The organism is Paenibacillus sp. J22R232 (assembly GCF_056269165.1).
In genome coordinates, this window is sequence record NZ_JBWDNK010000001.1 from 1,154,675 (window position 1) to 1,171,371 (window position 16,697).

A 16,697-nucleotide genomic window follows, 5' to 3' on the forward strand; every position below is an offset into this window, starting at 1 on the left:
TTGATTGTACTAAAGCCTCTCAGATAAATATTGCAAACAGCAAAAAAACCCTTGCTGCATGAGCAAGGGGTTACGGAAGTAGTCACATTATTTCATTGTAAAAACATGTAAAATGCTTTCAATTCATGACAATGGCCTTCTAGTCAAATCCATCTTCCTTGGCATTTAAAATACTCATCTAACTTGCTCAATATTAATCCAAATTCAGTAGTTTTATTTATCATTTCAAATTCAATTCAACCTCATTCCACATTTCAGACCAAGGCCTCCCCCATTTAGACCAAGAGGCTGGAATATGACGATTATCTTTCGTATAAACCGCGACCAAGTGCTTTGAAATCGAAGAAGCCTGGTTTTCTACCAAAACCTCTTTGATCTCTGAAGGTTTAACTGGAACAAGTGGGCTCCTATTTCTTTTAAAAAGCTGCAATGGCAAAAACATGTTCGGACTTTTCCTATATAAACATTTTTGTGGATATCTCGGCGAGCTTCCCGAATCGTATTTCGTAATTTTTATATCCGAATAATGTTCCTGTAGAAATGCATGAGCATCAAATTCAAGTACGGCAAAATCCTCGTTTTTTTCTCTTTTTGCGTACGTTTCAACCATCTTTCGGCAATCTCTAATTGTCGGCCAAAAAAACACATGAGCATTCAAACAAGCGCGAAACTGCTCCTGTGTGAAAGATGTATCAATCATCTGGTCTGGAATTCGGAGATGAGCGTTCACAATCACGCTTTGATTCCGAAAACCCACCTCTATCGGTGTTATTCGTCGTTCCGCATTTGACTGTGGATATAACAATTGGCTTGAGTACAACGAATCAAGTTGTGAAATCACGCTTAAGTTTTTTACTCTTGTGAAATGGTATAACCTTTTTCTCCCCTTGGTTCTAGTCACATCCGCAATGATCTCATCCTTCGACATCCTGCACCTGCTTAATCTGTTTTCTTATCAGGATACCATTGATTGGATTAAGTTCAAACTCCGCGAATGTCACGGTTCTTTTGCCACCGGAACAAACACCCAATCATATAAGAAACGAATGGCATACATTACTGAGTACTCAACATGCAAGGAGGTGCTGTATACTATGTCCGGTCTTGTAGGTGGTGCTTTCAATAACACTGGAACGATCCTTGTGCTTTTCATCCTATTGGTGATTATCGCTTGTAGCTGTGGTGTATTTGGCGGAGGCTACTAATAGCAAAAACTTGGCCCTCATAATCTGAGGGCCATTTTCATGCTTGTATGCCGATATCAAACACTCTCCATTCGCGCAGCTTTTTAAATTGTTAAATTTTTCTCACTGATGTTTCAACCTGATAAAAATTGGGTAAATACTGTTTTGGCTAATTGAAATCCTATTTGGAGGAACGGAGAATGGTTGAAGAGGAGAATTTTTATTGCATGATTTGCGAAGAGGTTCATGTACGTGCCGAAGTTAGTTTCCTATATAAAACGGCCTTTAAAACAACCAGATCCAATCATTTGTCTGTTGGGATTTGCATGAAGTACGGTAAATGCTTAGAATCAAGTCAACAGGGTCTCAATTGCGAGAAATACGGGTTAAGTAAAACCCTGGACTAGAATATGAGGACAAGCCATTACATAAAAAACGTGAAGGAGTCTTGAACATGTCACTTGAGATTTATTTGAATTTTAATGGAAATTGCCGTGAAGCTACATCGTTTTATGCCGAAGTATTCGGATCAGAAGTCACGCACCTCGCAACATTTGGTGATATGCCGTCAAACCCTGAATATACGCTGCCTGACGAAGCAAAGTCATTAATCATGCACGCAAGAGTCAACATAATGGGAAAGATCGTCATGTTCTCAGATGTGTTTCCGGGCTCGCCCTTTAAAGTAGGGAATCATATCAATTTAACCATTGTTAGCCAAGATGAGCAGCAAACGAGAAGTCTTTTCGAAAAGCTTTCAGATGGCGGGAAAGTTACAATGGAGCTTCAACCGACTTTCTGGAGCACATGTTATGGTCAACTCACCGATAAATTTGGAATTTATTGGCAAGTAAGCGTGGATAGCGAAACAGTTGAAGTTTAGTTTATTGCTTTTGTTTTAGTGGAGAGGCATTCTCTATCGTTTCAGTTAGTGCCTCTCTCTCTCTTCAATTTTGACGTTCCCTCCGTTTATATATGTTAGTAACAATCATCTCCCACCTTTTGATTCGAATGGCCATCGCCAATTTCCGTCAAACAATCCTAAATTCCGCTCCTATCGTTTGACATACTTTTTCAGTAAAATCAGATATTCTTGTGTTGTTCTTATGCAAGTCCATAACTAAATATGCCAACCATATTTATACAGAAAGAGGAGATTGCTCATGCTGATTAAAAAGAAAACAGACATTCATTTTATTTTAGACCATTTTCAAGAACTAGCACAATGGGACAACGAAGGCCAAAAATTTTATCTCGTATTTGATGACCGTAAGCGCGGCGGCCAATGGACATTGATGAGTTATGGTGAGGAACGCTTCAGCGTGCATGGGCTTGGACAAGACTATTTGGATAACCAAGAATACTTTTTTGAAGAGCAAGCTGAAATCTTATCCTTCCTATGGCAGAACCGGGCTGCTTTCAATGCAGCGTTGAAACCAACGACAATGTGCAGCTAAAAAGACTGGATGGCAACCTTTCATGATTGGTATACTCATTTATAAATAACAAAAAACACACCCACTATTGCGTGTGTTTTTTGAATGTTTCATCTTTAAAAAAAGGTTTCCAACTATGTCCTACTATTCAATCTTTGCTGCAGCATAGATGCAAGATCCGCCGTATTCTCCCACATCAACGGACGAATCGGATGCGAGCGAACAGAAAGCTCTGCATGCTCGCTGCTTCTCATCGTCCAAATGACGGGTATATTTTTTCCGAGCCCATATCCGGCAGCAAAATACACCTCCGGTGAGTGCTCTGTTATATCGGCGATCATAAGCTTGCTTTCTGAGTATTCAAGTAATGACTTTGTCTCGATTTGTTCCGGGTCCGCTTGCTGAAGCAGCCTTGGCAGAAATCCGCATTGCTCTATTTTCGGAAAAATGTCTACCAGCCACGTACTGCGCGTATCCTCATCTTCCGGCAGCAATACACAGCATGATTTGAGCTTTCTTCCCCCAGCGCTTGCCGCTGCCGCGTTCCAGCCTTTTTCCGTCAGCTTGAAGCTCAGACCTTCCCTGATCAGCAGCTGTGCTTCTTTGAGCTTCTCGATAATGTAAACCAGCTCTTGCAAATTCGGAGAGTACGTCAAATTGAAATGATTGCTTAACGGTTGTATGAGGATAGAATCCTCAGGACCTTCCGCGTTGCGATAAATATACTGAAGCAGCCGGTTCTCCTTATCCTCGATTGTTACCGGAATTGTCGCTACATCCTCGATTGTTTCTATTTCTTCCATGCCAAGCCATACTTTTTCTCCGCAGTCTGTCTTCTCCCTTATATATCCCGAAATGAGTGAAAACCGTTTATTCTTAACCGTATATGGCAACGAGTGAATCGTTAGATAATCGTCGCTTATCAAGCCATAGAAGCTATTCGGCGCACAGTGGCATCCAATAAAATGGACATGCTCTCCCTTTTGCTCTACAGGTACAAACTCCGAACAAAATAAGCATCTTTTTTTCTCCATGCAAATCATCCCCTTTATTCCTAAGCTTTCGCACATCTTAGCTGATATGAGGGGGATTATGGGATTAATATTTTTTAATATGCCAATTTCATCCTTCAAAATAAGGGATATATAAATTGATTGACTAATCAATCAATAATCATAAAAAAAAGAAAAGCGGCTAATCATCGATCTTGTTGCACGCGATAATCATACGATAAAGCTCTTCTGTTTCACCGTTTTGATCGATCATTTCGCGGTATATATCACTTAATGGAGGTGGCGGTGCATATTCCCTCGTCATGCTCATACTGCGTTCATCATAATCGTCATCCTTCTGGATATATCTACCATAATCATGTCTTCTTGACTCAAGCGAACGTTGACTCAGATTAAGCCTGAGCACTAGAAAAAGAACGGATGCTGTCAGGAGCATCATTGCTCCTGATTTCATATCCTCCGTCAGACCGATCACAAGAATGGATAAGAGTATCGCCGGAATCGCAAACAAGAATACAGCTATATATATCAGCAGCTTCGCAACAACGTTTCCTAAATGGCTCATGGCATACTCATCTCCTAGCACCACGCTTTGTATAACGTATGTAGCAATAGGTTATCCCTATTACCATTCAACACCCCAAGCTGATTCATATCCTTTATTAGCGGATTGTCCAGATAACGCAGGCATATATGCATGCTTAATGGCAGAGTCCGTACCCATATAGTTAGCAAAATGCTTGCTTTCCTGCCTGCGAATGCGGCGCGCCTCCTTCCGCTCAGGTGCTGTATCGAATAGCAGTCTTTCTTCATCAGATATTGCGTTTACACCTGGTACTTCTACCGGTTTGCCATCATCGCCTAGCGCGACAAACGTTAAGAATGAGGTAGCGCACACTTTGCGTTTTCCGGACAGCAAATCCTCCGTCACGACACGAACGAACACCTCCATAGAGGTTTTATGCGACCAAGCGACGAACGCCGACAAGCTTACTGCATCTCCTTTTTTTACAGGATAGAGAAAATCCACGGAATCCGTAGACGCTGTCACAACGGGACGGCGTGAATGCTTAGTTGCAGCAATCGTAGCCACATCGTCAATGTAGGCCATCAGCTTGCCGCCAAATATCGTGCCATGATGATTCGTATCCGGCGGAAGTACGATCGACTCTTTTATGGTAAGCGACTCTGAAGCGGGACGGGATGCATGGGGTATGGCAACTTTGCTTAATAGGTTCATGGTAACACCTTTTCCTTCAATAATTTTGTTAGGGCTAAGTTTACACCCCACAAACATATAGGTAAAATATATATATTGAATAGTTATCATTCCTTTTAACTATAGTAGAATATATATTTTACGCAAAGGAGGAACCTTTATGGACCTTAAGCAATTGACTTATTTTGTTGCGGTCGCTGAAGCGGGAAGCTTCACGCAAGCAGCCCGAATGCTGCATCTCAGCCAACCCTCACTCTCCAAAATGATAAGGCTCCTTGAAGAGGAGCTAGGCGTACAACTGATTGATCGGTCTGCCAAGAAAATCATTTTAACAGACGCAGGCATGTCCATCTTGCGATCGGCTAAACCTATTATTCAATCGTTCGAGGATTTGTCGAGTGAGCTGGAGGAGGTTGTTTCCCTAAAGAAAGGGACGCTTCGCCTAGGCATACCGCCTATGGTCGGCAGCTATTTTTTGCCTTCTGTCATTGAGAAATTTCTAACCCATTATCCGCAAATCAAGCTGCAGATCATTGAACAAGGCGGTAAAAGTCTTGAGCATGATATTCTTCAAGGCGAATTGGATTTCAGCATGGTCATCCTCCCGATTAGAGATATGGAAAGATACCATGTATTGCCGTGCATTAACGAAAACCTAAGATTGGTTGTCCACCTTGAGCACCCGTTAGCACTTATGAACAACGTTCAGCTCTCGCAGCTGGAGCGGGAATCCTTCATCATGTTCCGCAGCGATTTCACGATCCAGCAGGTCATTAAGGAGCATTGTGAAGCAGCCGGCTTCGAGCCGAGAATTGTGTTCGAGAGCTCTCAGTGGGATTTCATGACGGAGATGGTCGCCGCCAAGTATGGCATTACCCTGCTGCCTGAAGGGATTTGCCTTCAATTGGACAGCAATCGGTTTCACACGGTATTCGTCGAGAAGCCGGCCATTCCTTGGCAATTGTCTATGATCTGGCGGAAAGACAAATATTTATCCTTCGCATCGAAGGAATGGATTCGGTTTGTTGAAGCTGAGCTCGGTGAACATAGCCCAAAGCAATAAAAGAGCTATACGCTTTTTCAAGTGGCGGATAGCTCTTTGCTCAAAGTGTTCCCCGTACAATGGAAAATAATAAACGAGCCAGTTCCTCAACCATAGAGGAACTGGCTCTTATTCAACTTGGCCTAGAGTACCTTTGCCTTGATTCTCACCGAATAATACGTTTCTCTTTCGCAGCCTTCAGCCAGCTCGGAAATTCATTCAGCAATTGATCGTACAGCACCTCGTCAGTAACTGCCGCGATATCGTCCAGATGAAAGAAGTTCGCATTATCGACGACGCGTCCCTCCATCGTATCCAGCTGCCTGAGCACTTCAAAATCGGAATGGCCAATGCCTACGAACTGCCAGAAGATCGGATGTACGGATGCAGCAGTAATCACCTTCTTGATTGGCTTGACGACTCCGCCGTCGTTAATGAAAATAATAAATACAGGCGTTCCGTCATCTTCCTCGTCCGTATATTTCTTGATTACGTCCTCCATGACAGGAGGCTCGTTGTTACGTCCGAATTTATGAATGGCATTGTTATTCAAAATGTTATTTTGAACATAATGTCCGAAATCTTGTTCCGTCACAGACGGCAATCGGCTGAAATGCGTATCATACACCCATACATCCATAGTGCCGTTGTCATCGAATTTGCTTGCGACTGCCAATATGCGCTCAACGACCTCCTGCACGGTGCCGTTTTTGTACAAGGTTTGCATGGAGCCGGTAATATCGAGCACGATTCCCACTCTTGCAACCACATGTGTGAGCTGTTTTTTCTCCAATGTTATTTGAACCAGCTTCTTACGCAAATCAATTGGCGAACGTACAAGCTCCTCTACCGCAGCCGCAGCCTCTGTAGACCCGCTTTCGATTTCGAGACCAAAGTTGGTGCACAACGCTTCAAGACCGCCATAGAAACCTCCGCCTATCGCATTGAACTTCCACTCGCCTTGATGTCTATACAACTCGCCAACGACTACTGCCGTTTCCTTCGTGAACTCATCCCCGTACTCAAAGCGGAAGAGCTCCTCGTTACTGCTTTCATCGATGATTCGCAAATATAAGCCAGATACGTCCTGCATGTAATGGCCTTGCTTTTCTCCCTCATGGATCGTAACGGTCAAAGCGATTTTTGCTGTTTGCTCATCCATTCGCTGCAGATTAATCGTAATTGATTCTTGATCGTTCGCATTGGACAGCACGGTATGGGCAGTTGATCCGTTTCGAGCAGCGGGATTTCCGTAAAATATAAAATCCTCATCTCGTTCGCAGCGACTTCGTTCCGATAATAGAAACGCGGCTGCATCAATGCTAATGGCGCTGTCCTTTGTTTTCCATCCAAACAATAGCTTTATCGAAACAAGCTTTCTTCCCTTTGTGACATCTATTTTTTGACCTTTTGACAACAGCATGTTTTCATCTCCGTTTCGTAAGCTTATCATCTGGGTGCAGCACAGAACCCGCTATGGTCTTGAGTATAATGACGTGCTATTACCAGTATAACTATATTTAAGCTTACATGTTATGGGAAATTAAACGCTGCCATCGATTCCTATGATCCCTATGATCCGACTATACGATAAGCTGACCTTTTTTTGCCGAGATACCGATTGTTGCCTCAACTCCTGAATGAAAGGCTAGAAAATCGCTTTCGAAGCCATCGCTGAAAATGATGCCGTCTTCAGGCATTTGCGATGTAATGCGCAGCGGCTGGCGCTCATGAATCTGTCCGAAGACAAGCTCTGCAGCCGTTGTTTTACTCGGGAAGGGCTCTCTGACCGTAAAATACAAATACTTCGAATCCCATGAAAACCGATTTTCTTCGGAGCCCCATTCTCCTTCATCCAGCCTCACTTTTTGTTTCGATGCTCCGCTAACGATGCCTGCAGCACCAGCAAGGACGCTTTTAAACCAGCCCGTTGCTCCAAGCCCTGTTGAAATGATAATCCCGCTGGAGGATTGCTGCTCAATCTGATTGCCATGCTCGAGTTGATAGCGTGCCGATACATGCGTCCTTCGTCCGATAAACAAGTCGTTGACGCCGTACAGCATTTGCCCATCATTCAATTGTGCCTGAGCTAACGTTACTTCCTTGGTCTGTCGCCTTTTTTGAAGAACATCAGGCACAATCACTCTTAAATCCTTTACGGTGAAGGGAAGCAGGAGACCATCCCAGCGCATAGGATCCGGATTAACGCCAAGCAAAGGCTGCCCGTTCAAATATTTCATGGTATTGGCGATAAGCCCATCCTGGCCGACGGCAACTACAATATCATGCTTGCCGAATATAAACTGCGATACATGCTCCCTGTCGATAACCTGTACCCTACCGTACGATTTCAACTCCGTCTCCGTGTGGACAACGGATTTCCGGTAAAGTGAATCCTCTTTCAAATAATCACTGAAATCAGCACCTAGTCTCTCTATATAGAACTGTGCCTGCTGAATCGTATTATAGCGAACGATTAATTCCTCGAGACGAGTCTTTCTTTTGATTAAAATAAACTTTTGACTGAGGGCATCCTCGCTCATCTTGTTTGACCTCCTTTGTTGGCTGCTGAAGTGGCGTTTGGACTGGACATCATGCTCTGCAAGAGATCAGGCGTAATCGTAAGCTGGCCTATTTTCTCTGCTTTTTCCGCAATATCTTGGAACGCAATGGCGATAAGCTTGTTCGGATCCATTCCCATATTCGTCATTGCCTGCAGAACGTAAGGCTCGATTCCACTCATTGCCTTCATGACAGCTGCAAGCTCATACGCTTTAGCATCCGCTTGCGCGTTTTTATTCGTTATCGCAAGCTCAATCAAGCTGCTCTTCTTTTCTTCCAAGGCTGTATCGAAGTATAATTGCTCTTCCTTCATTTCGTTCTGCTTCTGTTTCACGAGACGCTCTGCATCCAGCTGCGTTTCTCTAATTTGTTTTTTCTTCGTTTCAACTGCAATTTCAGTACTGAGCTCGTTTTCCTTCACTTTTCTTTCTTGGTCAATCGAAGCGTTTCTTCGTTCATAAAGCGCATCATCCGCATTCCGAAGAATTTCCTCCCGAGCTTTGGCTTCGAGTGCTCGCATCGTTTCCTTGTTCGGCAGAATAGCCAAGACTGACAGCCCCATGAGTTCTATGCCCAGATTGTCGATTTCTTCACTCCCTTTCACCTCGCTAACGATGCGCTGAACAAGCTGCTCACTGGATTGTATCGCTTCTTTAAGCGGAAGCTGCGCCAGCTGCTTCTTAACCTGTACTTTCACAATATGAATGACTCTTTGTGCCAATTTGCTCGGATCATCCGAAATATACGTTTTTTTCTTCAGATTGTACGTGTAATTCAGAAGCTGTATCGTTTTCTTGTAATCGATAATACGGTATGTCAATTGGCCCTGCACAGTCACCGTCTGATAATCATGGGTGATTTCCTCAAACATGAACGGCACGTCGATCGAAGAGATGGGAACGACTACGACGGACGTTGTAGGTTCATAGTAATGGAAGGACAAACCTATGCCTTCCTGTATAACCTTGCCGTTCTTCACCTTAATGACATAATCGCTTGGTTGAAACTTGACGAATCGGAATCCAAACATAACGAAAACCTCGCTTTCGCTTTTTATAATTTCACAATGACATTATCAAAACGATACCAAAACATTTCGATATTGTCAATTTGATTTTATCAAAAAGCTAATATGTCTCCATGACCTTGGACCTCCTCCAAACTATCCATTATTTTGCAAAAAGCTCGTTTACAAATTAGTCTTTTTAATATAGAATTCTTTATAACGAACATTATGTTCGCAATTGATGCTTTGGCGGGGGAGGTGGTACTGTCATGTCCAAACTCAAAAAAATCATTAGTCTTACGCTGCTTCTAAGTCTTTGTATATTCCCCGCGACTGCGTTCGCTTCATCAGGCAAAGCTACTTCCGATAATAAAAAAGGGTTCTTGTCCAGCATTTTTTCGGTATTTTCGGTTACGAAAAGCAATAACAACAATAACGGCAATAACAATCATTCGAATTCCAACTCTTCCAATAATCACAATTCGGATAAGGATTGGGACAAAAAAGGCTGGTTCGATTGGTTGGACGATGATGATTGGTGGGATGAAATTTGCTGGTGGGACAAGAATAAGGACGATTCCTTTAAAATTTGGGAACGTTATTATTGCTATTAGTTCTACAAACAAAGAGAACCGTAGGGCAAATAGCCCAACGGTTCTCTTTTCTATCTATTAGCCTGGTCACATTTTCGCACATGCTTGGTTCTAAACATTATTATTCGTTTTGGATGAATCAAAAAAATACAAGCGGATTAAAACCTTTACACGGTTTGTTCTTTCCCGAACGTTCCCGTTTTTATTTTCTTAACATCGTACATGGAGACAGATGAGCCAATAATAAATGAAGGCTTCTCCTCGTCTTTCCTATTTCGGTGACCTGCAAGATGAACAGGATCCTTTTCCCAATTTTTCCATGCATCCTCCGATTCCCAACGCACCATAATCACAACTTCTTCGGAGTCCTTTGCTTTACGATTCACCATAATATTAATGTCAATTAAACCTTCCATCCCGTCAATATGGCTCTTTTGCCCAAAATCGTCCACGATCTGCTGCGAATGCCCTTTTTCAACCTCGATTGTTCTTACTTGTATGAACATCATAATCACTCCTATTATCGCTAATTCATTCATTCCTAAATAAAATATAACGATAACGATTATCATTGTCAAATAATTCTAGTTTACTCTATATGTCTTGCATTGCAGCCTAACCGCTACAACAGCAATCCAATCATCGAAAGCACGCATCACGCGGCCGGTTCTCTTTTCGTTCTTCAAGCTCCGGTAGTCTTTCAACAAAGGGACAAGCCAGCTGCTGAGCGGAGATGCCGCATTTCCGATCGAATATCGAACCTGGCAGCCTTTGGCATGCGGCTTCAGCTCGTAATCGTTGCGGTACCACCAGCCGCCAAATATGGTGAAATGTCCATTCGCAGAATCTATATCCACATATGCCACTCGAATAGCAGAAGCTTCCTCTCCTGTATACACCGTATATAATTGCGGTCCGCCTTTGACGTGAAGGGAACCTTCGCTTCCGGATGCTCCCGATAGAAGCAGCGGCAAATGATTCGCGGTTATGCTTCCGGTAGGCATCGTCGACATATAATGAACAACTTCCTGATATGGCTTCTCTATGATACCCGAATATGTAATGATCTCTTTCATCGCCTAACCCCCATCCGAATGTATGTCTTTACATTCTGACAGATCTTAAAGCGCATAAACTCACGCCTTGGTTGGATTCCTTCTCCGTCTTCAGGCTGAGTTGAGCTAATGACAAAGAAAAAGCCGCCTGGGAACAAGCCCGGACGGCGATGATTGGCGATTAATGTTTTCTTTTGTAGTAGGTAATGCCCAGTGCAAGCGCTAGTACAGAGCCTTTAACGATATCCATCGCGTAATACGGAATCGATAGCATAATTAATCCGTTGGATAGAATTCCGATTAGAACCGCACCTGCAAATGTGCCGAATGCATTCGGTTTGCCTGCGCCGAATACGGAATATCCGATAAATGCGGCAGCTACGGCATCCATTAAATAAGGCCCGCCTGCATTTACTTCAGCATTCATGACACGAGCTCCAAGCACGATCCCGCCTATTGCGGCGAATAATGCAGAGATCAGATAGGCAAACAGCCGGTATCTGCTCACGGCGATCCCAGATAGCTTAGCGGCCTCTTGGTTTCCGCCGATCATATACATGTAGCGACCATGCTTCGTATACGTTAGAAACAGATGGACCGCTGCTACGATAACCAGCATAATAACTATAATCCACGGCACTTGGCCCAGCTTGCCGAACAGCTTCGGAATCTGTCCCGTTGCGAAATCCCCGCTCGGCATAACCATATTTTGCGAAATCGTTGCTCCTCGGGTATAAGTGAGCGCCACACCCTGGAACACGAACATCGTAGCAAGCGTCATAAGCATATCTTGTATTTTGAAGTTAATGACCAGCAATGCATTGATTACGCCTACGACGAGACAGAACACAATCGTTACCGCGATTCCAAGACCAAAGCTCTGACCATGCCATACGTACATGGATATGACAAGAGCATTCGCTAAAGAAGCGACAGAGCCTACAGACAGATCAAATCCGCCAACTGAAAGCGAAACGGTAAGGCCAATGGCTATAATGGTTACGATAGAGATCGAACGCAATATATTAATGATGTTGGTCGAGCTTAAGAAATTATCGGTTACCGTACCGAAAAAGACGACTAGCAGCAAAATAGTGATTAGCGTTCCGTACTTATATAAAAAATCAACGATCTGAAAATTTTTCTTCTCCCGAGCGGTATCGGCAGCCATCATGTTAACAAGCCTCCTGTACTATGTAGCAAAATCTCTTCTTCACTCGTATGCTGCGTCTCCAGCTCTTTCACCACTTGCCCGTCATACATGACATAGATCCGATCCGTTATGCCGATCATCTCCGACATCTCGCTCGATGCATAAATGATGCATTTCCCTCTGCCTGCGAGCTCTGCGACAAGCTCATAAATATCGCGCTTGGCGCCTACGTCCACCCCTTTGGTAGGCTCATCGAAAATGTATACGTCCGCATCGACCAGCAGCCATTTGCCAATCGCTACCTTTTGCTGATTGCCGCCTGATAGATTGCTGACTTTAGCATTTGCACTAGGTGTCTTTACGCCTAAGCTTTGTATGATTTCTACTGCGGCTTTTTTCTCTTTTGACTTGCTTAGCCAGGGTCCCCATTTCGTAAATCGCGATAGGATGGCAGCAGTCAAATTCACGCTCACGGATTCTTCAACGAATATCCCTTCGCGCCTTCGTTCTTCGGGCACTAATGCGATGCCATTCTTGACTGCTTGGTATGGAGACCGAATACGAAGCTCGCGCTTGTCCATAAATAATTGTCCAGACACAAGGGGTGCTGCACCGAACAAGGCACGGCAAAGCTCTGTTTTGCCTGCTCCGACTAAGCCTGCCAACCCGATGATTTCGCCTTTGCATACATGCAGGTTTACCCCGTTTACTTTTTCGCCGTCACGGATGCCTATGGCTTCAAACCGCTTCTTGCCGATCTCTTTTTTCGCAAGAGGGAATTGCCCGTCCATTCTGGCTCCGAGCATATGCTCCACCACTTTGTGCTGGTCGATACTGGCAAGCTCTTCCCTTATGACCAGCTTCCCGTCACGCATAATCGTAATATCCTCACAAATTTCATAGAGCTCAGGCAGTCGATGCGAGATGAAAATAATGCCAACGCCTTCGTCTTTCAACAAACGGATGAGACGAAACAGCTGATCGGTCTCGCTATGGCTTAGAGGTGCCGTAGGCTCGTCCAACACTAGAAACCGGCATTGCCTAGACACGGAACGTGCAATAAGCACCATTTGCTTTTCGGCTAGCGTAAGCTCCTGTACAAGCTTCTTTGTAGGTACTTTAATGTTCATTCGATCCAGTATAGCCTGTGCAGAACGATGAAGCTCCGTCCATTGGATCAGATGCTTCCCTTTCATGTTATGTACCATTTGTTCCAGCATAATATTCTCGCCAACCGATAGATTAGGGATTAATGCCGTATCGACCTCTTGATATACAACCTGTATACCATTGTCCTTCGCATCCTTAGGCGTACGGATGCGCACTTCCTTGCCATCAATGGATATGCTTCCGGTGTAATGGTCATGGGCACCCGCGAGCACCTTCATTAAGGTAGATTTACCCGCCCCGTTGGCCCCGATTAAAGCATGTGCCCTGCCGGTAGCTGTCTGAAAATCTACATTCGTCAATGCCTGCACGCCTGGAAAGGCGATTGATATCCGCTTCATGACCAGCTCGCTTGCCTTTGAGTCTAACAACAGACCCACCTTCCTCCCCAAACAGGATAGAGCGCCCTTATCCATATGGATAAGGGCGCCATTTTTATAGCTATTATATCATCATTTGACGGTTATTTGCCGTTTGCTGCTTTCAAAGATTTCATCCAATCTTCTTCGAACGCATCAGTCGTACCCCAGCCTGGCAAAATATCAGCAAGGTTAACCATATTTACAGGCTCGCTTGATTTCTTGAGGCCTTCTTGATCGATAAGCGCTGCTTCCAAGTTATAAGTTGAAGGCGTCTCTTCGCCTGCGATTTTTTTGGCAAGCAATCTAACATTTACTGCGCCGATCATTTTCGGATCAACAGCTGCCGTTGCTACCCATGGACTGTTCTCTTCCTGCATGATTTGTAAATCCGCATTCGAGAGATCGATTCCGTAGATTTTGATTTCGGTACGGCCTGCTTCTACAATCGCTCTAGCAGCACCGCTGGCAAATGCGTCCCAAGTCGCAAAAATCGCGTCAATCTCGCCTTTTGGATGCTTCGTCAACATAGCGGCAACCGCGTTTTGCGTGTCAACCGACGTGTTGTCATTCGCAACGCCAAAACGCTCCACTTCTTTGATTCCCGGGTATTTGGCCAATGTATCTTGATAGATCTTGTTGCGGCGGACCATTGGAGGGAAACCGTCTACCCATAGGTATACGATCTTCGCTTCTTCTCCTTGCTCCTTAACAAGCTGATCAAGTGAATATTGAGCAAGCGCCTCGTCGTCTTGCGAAGTCAATGTAACGCCTTCGATGGCCGTAAGCTCGTTCACGGAGTCAAACGCAACAACAGGGATGCCTTTGTCCTTCAGCTTCTGTACGTCTGCAACTGTAGCCTCGTCATCGCCATGCGAGATAATAACGCCATCGTAGCCGCCGTCCGTTGCTTGCGCGATTGCATCATGGAATTTAGCCGTATCGCCATTCGCTGAGAACGTATCTACTTTAAAACCAAGTGCTTCTCCTTCTTGCTTTGCACCTGCTAGAAATTGAGCTGTATGATCGTCACCGCCGATTTTGCGAATGACCATCAGTTTAATTTCATCCTTGGCTGCAATTGCCGCTGGAAGATTTTCAATCGTTTTCGTTCCTTCATTGGCTGCTTCGCCATTCGAGTTCCCGTTTTTCGCTTGTCCGCAGCCTGATGCCACAATTGCAATTGCGATAACCAAGCCGAACACCGCGCGTGCTTTCTTCTTAATCATTCTGATTTCTCTCCCTAGGTATAATATGTCTGATAATATAAGTAATCCTATAGGATATTAGAACTAGCGTCAATAGCTATAGACAAATTTTGCTCTTTTTTGCTTATTAGATACAGGTTAGCCGCATTCAGCTCAAAAAAGTGATAAAATAATAGGAAAGCGTAAACGCTTGAAGCCGTACTCTGTCGGCAAAGCATACGTTTCGCGTAGAAATATAGAGAAAGTAACGTGAAATACTATACATTCCTATATTTCAAGGAGAAACGGCTTCGCCGTCCTATGGCAGCGAGGCGCTCTTCATTCCGAGAAATGTAGAGATTGTATGGCCTAAGGACATACTTTCCTATAGTTGAACAAACCGAAAGGCGGAGAAAAGCATGGTACATTCTTTTATAATTGAACCACTAACGTATACGGAATTCGAAAACGATGCAGAGCAAATAGAGAAATGCAAGGAATGGGGCTTGCTCTCTGAGAAGGCAGCCAAGATAAAAACGTTTACTTATAAAGGCCGCGGAAGCCAGCTTTCATGCAGCATCATTGGATTCGCGGACAAAATGACTGCTGTCATCGCATTCGATAACGGTCAGAAGCACTGCATTCACCCTTCCTTTCTCAAGGAAATGCAAGCTGCGAATTATGGCACGAAAGCTGCCGTCCTTACTGAAGAAGCTGCCATTCAAGAAGCTGTGGCAGAAGAGCTGCATGCTGCGCCCGAGATAGCTGAACCCGAAGCAGCAGAAGCACAAGCAGCTTCTACTATCATGGTAGAAGAAGCGGAGCCGCAACCGGTTAAGGAAAAAGCTCCGCCGAAAGAAAAAGCAAAAAAGGAAAAGAAGGCTAAGCTTGAGCTTCCGGAACAAAAAGTGAAAATGACTGCTACAGTTAAACAGTTTACGACCGTGCCCAATAACTTTTCCGATACAGAGGATGAGGTTGTCATTTATGAAGCCGTATCCATTGAAGATCCTGCTCTTGCTATTGAAGATGCCTGGTCAAGCCATAGCGCGACACTCAAGAAATTCGAGCTGGAGATTGGAGATATTATTCACTTCGAAGGTAAAATTGTTGCCAAGAAGCTGACGAAGCATCCGATTCCTTACAAAATCAACAATCCTGCAAAAATTCAAAAGAGTAAACCAGAGTAACACGCTTGGCGGAAAGTGAATGAAATCATGCAGTACAAGCGTGCTTGGCTGCTAATCCGTAGCTCTGGCTCGTTTGCAAGGCAAGAGTTTCAACTTCTCGCATCCATAAAAGATAATGAACCGAACAGGCTGCCTCTTCAAACCTTGCTAGGTTTGAAGAGGCAGCCTGTTTCATGAAACAATTAAACCGTTCATTCAATACTGCTCAAATGAACGCATGATGCAAAGGTCATTCCTACGAAGCTGGTTGCGCATTCTGTTTAGATTTGCTCTAATCGATAGGTATAGCCGCAGAAAGAACAGCGAAAAAGAACGCTTTTGTCACCGATTATGAAAGTTAGCCGTTCATCATCTTCAATCTCAATAAATTCCCTACCTTGCTCGTCCCGGTCACCCGTAGCGAACATTGCCGTTTTGTTGCCGCATTCACATTCGAAGTTCATCATTGACTCATTGCTCCTTTTCTTCGAACCATATGGACAATCCTATAACAAAGCTGCTCCATGTATGTAATGGATCCCTTCTAAAGTA

Annotated in this window: 18 protein-coding genes and 1 pseudogene; 5 read left to right on the forward strand and 14 right to left on the reverse strand. The window is 44.2% G+C overall.

Features of this window, described 5'->3' with window-relative positions:
- Window positions 1-220: 220 nt before the first annotated feature.
- Complete coding sequence (locus AC0YN3_RS05315) at window positions 221-928, reverse strand: DUF7002 family protein (protein ID WP_475774030.1); 708 nt, start codon at window positions 926-928, stop codon at window positions 221-223.
- Window positions 929-1,638: 710 nt separating this feature from the next.
- Here AC0YN3_RS05315 and AC0YN3_RS05320 point away from each other — a divergent pair.
- On the forward strand, window positions 1,639-2,067 hold the full coding sequence (locus AC0YN3_RS05320; protein ID WP_475774031.1) for a VOC family protein: 429 nt from the start codon (window positions 1,639-1,641) through the stop codon (window positions 2,065-2,067).
- A gap of 280 nt (window positions 2,068-2,347) precedes the next feature.
- Window positions 2,348-2,641, forward strand: a complete 294-nt coding sequence (locus tag AC0YN3_RS05325; protein ID WP_475774032.1) for a hypothetical protein — start codon at window positions 2,348-2,350, stop codon at window positions 2,639-2,641.
- Window positions 2,642-2,754: 113 nt separating this feature from the next.
- Here the strand turns inward: AC0YN3_RS05325 and AC0YN3_RS05330 are convergent, their stop codons facing one another.
- From AC0YN3_RS05330 to AC0YN3_RS05340, 3 genes are all read right to left on the reverse strand, one after another.
- Complete coding sequence (locus AC0YN3_RS05330; protein WP_475774033.1) at window positions 2,755-3,654, reverse strand: hypothetical protein; 900 nt, start codon at window positions 3,652-3,654, stop codon at window positions 2,755-2,757.
- Between the two features lie 160 nt (window positions 3,655-3,814).
- Window positions 3,815-4,198, reverse strand: coding sequence for a hypothetical protein (locus AC0YN3_RS05335; RefSeq protein ID WP_475774034.1), 384 nt, complete (start codon window positions 4,196-4,198; stop codon window positions 3,815-3,817).
- A gap of 60 nt (window positions 4,199-4,258) precedes the next feature.
- Window positions 4,259-4,873, reverse strand: coding sequence for an acyl-CoA thioesterase (locus AC0YN3_RS05340; RefSeq protein WP_475774035.1), 615 nt, complete (start codon window positions 4,871-4,873; stop codon window positions 4,259-4,261).
- Between the two features lie 139 nt (window positions 4,874-5,012).
- Here AC0YN3_RS05340 and AC0YN3_RS05345 point away from each other — a divergent pair, with 139 nt between their 5' ends.
- Window positions 5,013-5,915 carry a LysR substrate-binding domain-containing protein gene (locus AC0YN3_RS05345; protein WP_475774036.1) on the forward strand — a complete coding sequence of 301 codons (903 nt, stop codon included), beginning with the start codon at window positions 5,013-5,015 and terminating at the stop codon, window positions 5,913-5,915.
- 145 nt (window positions 5,916-6,060) lie between these two features.
- Here AC0YN3_RS05345 and AC0YN3_RS05350 read toward each other — a convergent pair whose 3' ends face one another.
- The 4 genes and pseudogenes from AC0YN3_RS05350 to AC0YN3_RS05365 all read right to left on the reverse strand — a co-directional run bounded on the left by AC0YN3_RS05350 (window position 6,061) and on the right by AC0YN3_RS05365 (window position 9,486).
- The gene (locus AC0YN3_RS05350) at window positions 6,061-6,777 is read right to left on the reverse strand and encodes a vWA domain-containing protein (RefSeq protein ID WP_475774301.1); all 717 of its coding nucleotides are present in this window, start codon (window positions 6,775-6,777) and stop codon (window positions 6,061-6,063) included.
- A 21-nt stretch (window positions 6,778-6,798) separates the two neighbouring features.
- A pseudogene (locus AC0YN3_RS05355) lies at window positions 6,799-7,347 on the reverse strand (TerD family protein); the annotation flags it as partial.
- Window positions 7,348-7,477: 130 nt separating this feature from the next.
- Window positions 7,478-8,437, reverse strand: a complete 960-nt coding sequence (locus AC0YN3_RS05360) for a diacylglycerol kinase catalytic domain-containing protein (protein WP_475774037.1) — start codon at window positions 8,435-8,437, stop codon at window positions 7,478-7,480.
- A complete protein-coding gene (locus AC0YN3_RS05365) occupies window positions 8,434-9,486 on the reverse strand; it encodes an SPFH domain-containing protein (protein WP_475774038.1) in 1,053 nt (350 codons plus the stop codon). Before AC0YN3_RS05365 ends, AC0YN3_RS05360 begins: the two co-directional genes overlap by 4 nt.
- Window positions 9,487-9,731: 245 nt before the next feature.
- On the opposite strand from AC0YN3_RS05365, the gene AC0YN3_RS05370 reads away from it, so the two are divergent.
- Complete coding sequence (locus AC0YN3_RS05370; protein WP_475774039.1) at window positions 9,732-10,076, forward strand: hypothetical protein; 345 nt, start codon at window positions 9,732-9,734, stop codon at window positions 10,074-10,076.
- 146 nt (window positions 10,077-10,222) lie between these two features.
- Here the strand turns inward: AC0YN3_RS05370 and AC0YN3_RS05375 are convergent, their stop codons facing one another.
- The 5 genes from AC0YN3_RS05375 to AC0YN3_RS05395 all read right to left on the reverse strand — a co-directional run bounded on the left by AC0YN3_RS05375 (window position 10,223) and on the right by AC0YN3_RS05395 (window position 15,018).
- Window positions 10,223-10,564 (reverse strand): antibiotic biosynthesis monooxygenase, encoded by a 342-nt coding sequence (locus tag AC0YN3_RS05375; protein ID WP_475774040.1) that lies wholly within the window; start codon window positions 10,562-10,564, stop codon window positions 10,223-10,225.
- Window positions 10,565-10,639: 75 nt separating this feature from the next.
- Window positions 10,640-11,131, reverse strand: a complete 492-nt coding sequence (locus AC0YN3_RS05380) for a hypothetical protein (protein ID WP_475774041.1) — start codon at window positions 11,129-11,131, stop codon at window positions 10,640-10,642.
- A 160-nt stretch (window positions 11,132-11,291) separates the two neighbouring features.
- Entirely contained in the window at window positions 11,292-12,284 is a 993-nt protein-coding gene (locus AC0YN3_RS05385) for an ABC transporter permease (protein ID WP_475774042.1), read from the reverse strand.
- A complete protein-coding gene (locus tag AC0YN3_RS05390) occupies window positions 12,281-13,771 on the reverse strand; it encodes a sugar ABC transporter ATP-binding protein (protein ID WP_475774302.1) in 1,491 nt (496 codons plus the stop codon). The genes AC0YN3_RS05385 and AC0YN3_RS05390 overlap by 4 nt, the downstream gene beginning before the upstream one ends.
- Window positions 13,772-13,893: 122 nt before the next feature.
- The gene (locus AC0YN3_RS05395) at window positions 13,894-15,018 is read right to left on the reverse strand and encodes a sugar ABC transporter substrate-binding protein (protein ID WP_475774043.1); all 1,125 of its coding nucleotides are present in this window, start codon (window positions 15,016-15,018) and stop codon (window positions 13,894-13,896) included.
- Between the two features lie 377 nt (window positions 15,019-15,395).
- Between AC0YN3_RS05395 and AC0YN3_RS05400 the strand changes: the two genes are divergently transcribed.
- Window positions 15,396-16,166, forward strand: coding sequence for a hypothetical protein (locus tag AC0YN3_RS05400; protein WP_475774044.1), 771 nt, complete (start codon window positions 15,396-15,398; stop codon window positions 16,164-16,166).
- 260 nt (window positions 16,167-16,426) lie between these two features.
- On the opposite strand, the gene AC0YN3_RS05405 is transcribed toward AC0YN3_RS05400, so the two are convergent.
- Window positions 16,427-16,612 (reverse strand): hypothetical protein, encoded by a 186-nt coding sequence (locus AC0YN3_RS05405; protein WP_183561000.1) that lies wholly within the window; start codon window positions 16,610-16,612, stop codon window positions 16,427-16,429.
- Window positions 16,613-16,697: the final 85 nt, after the last annotated feature.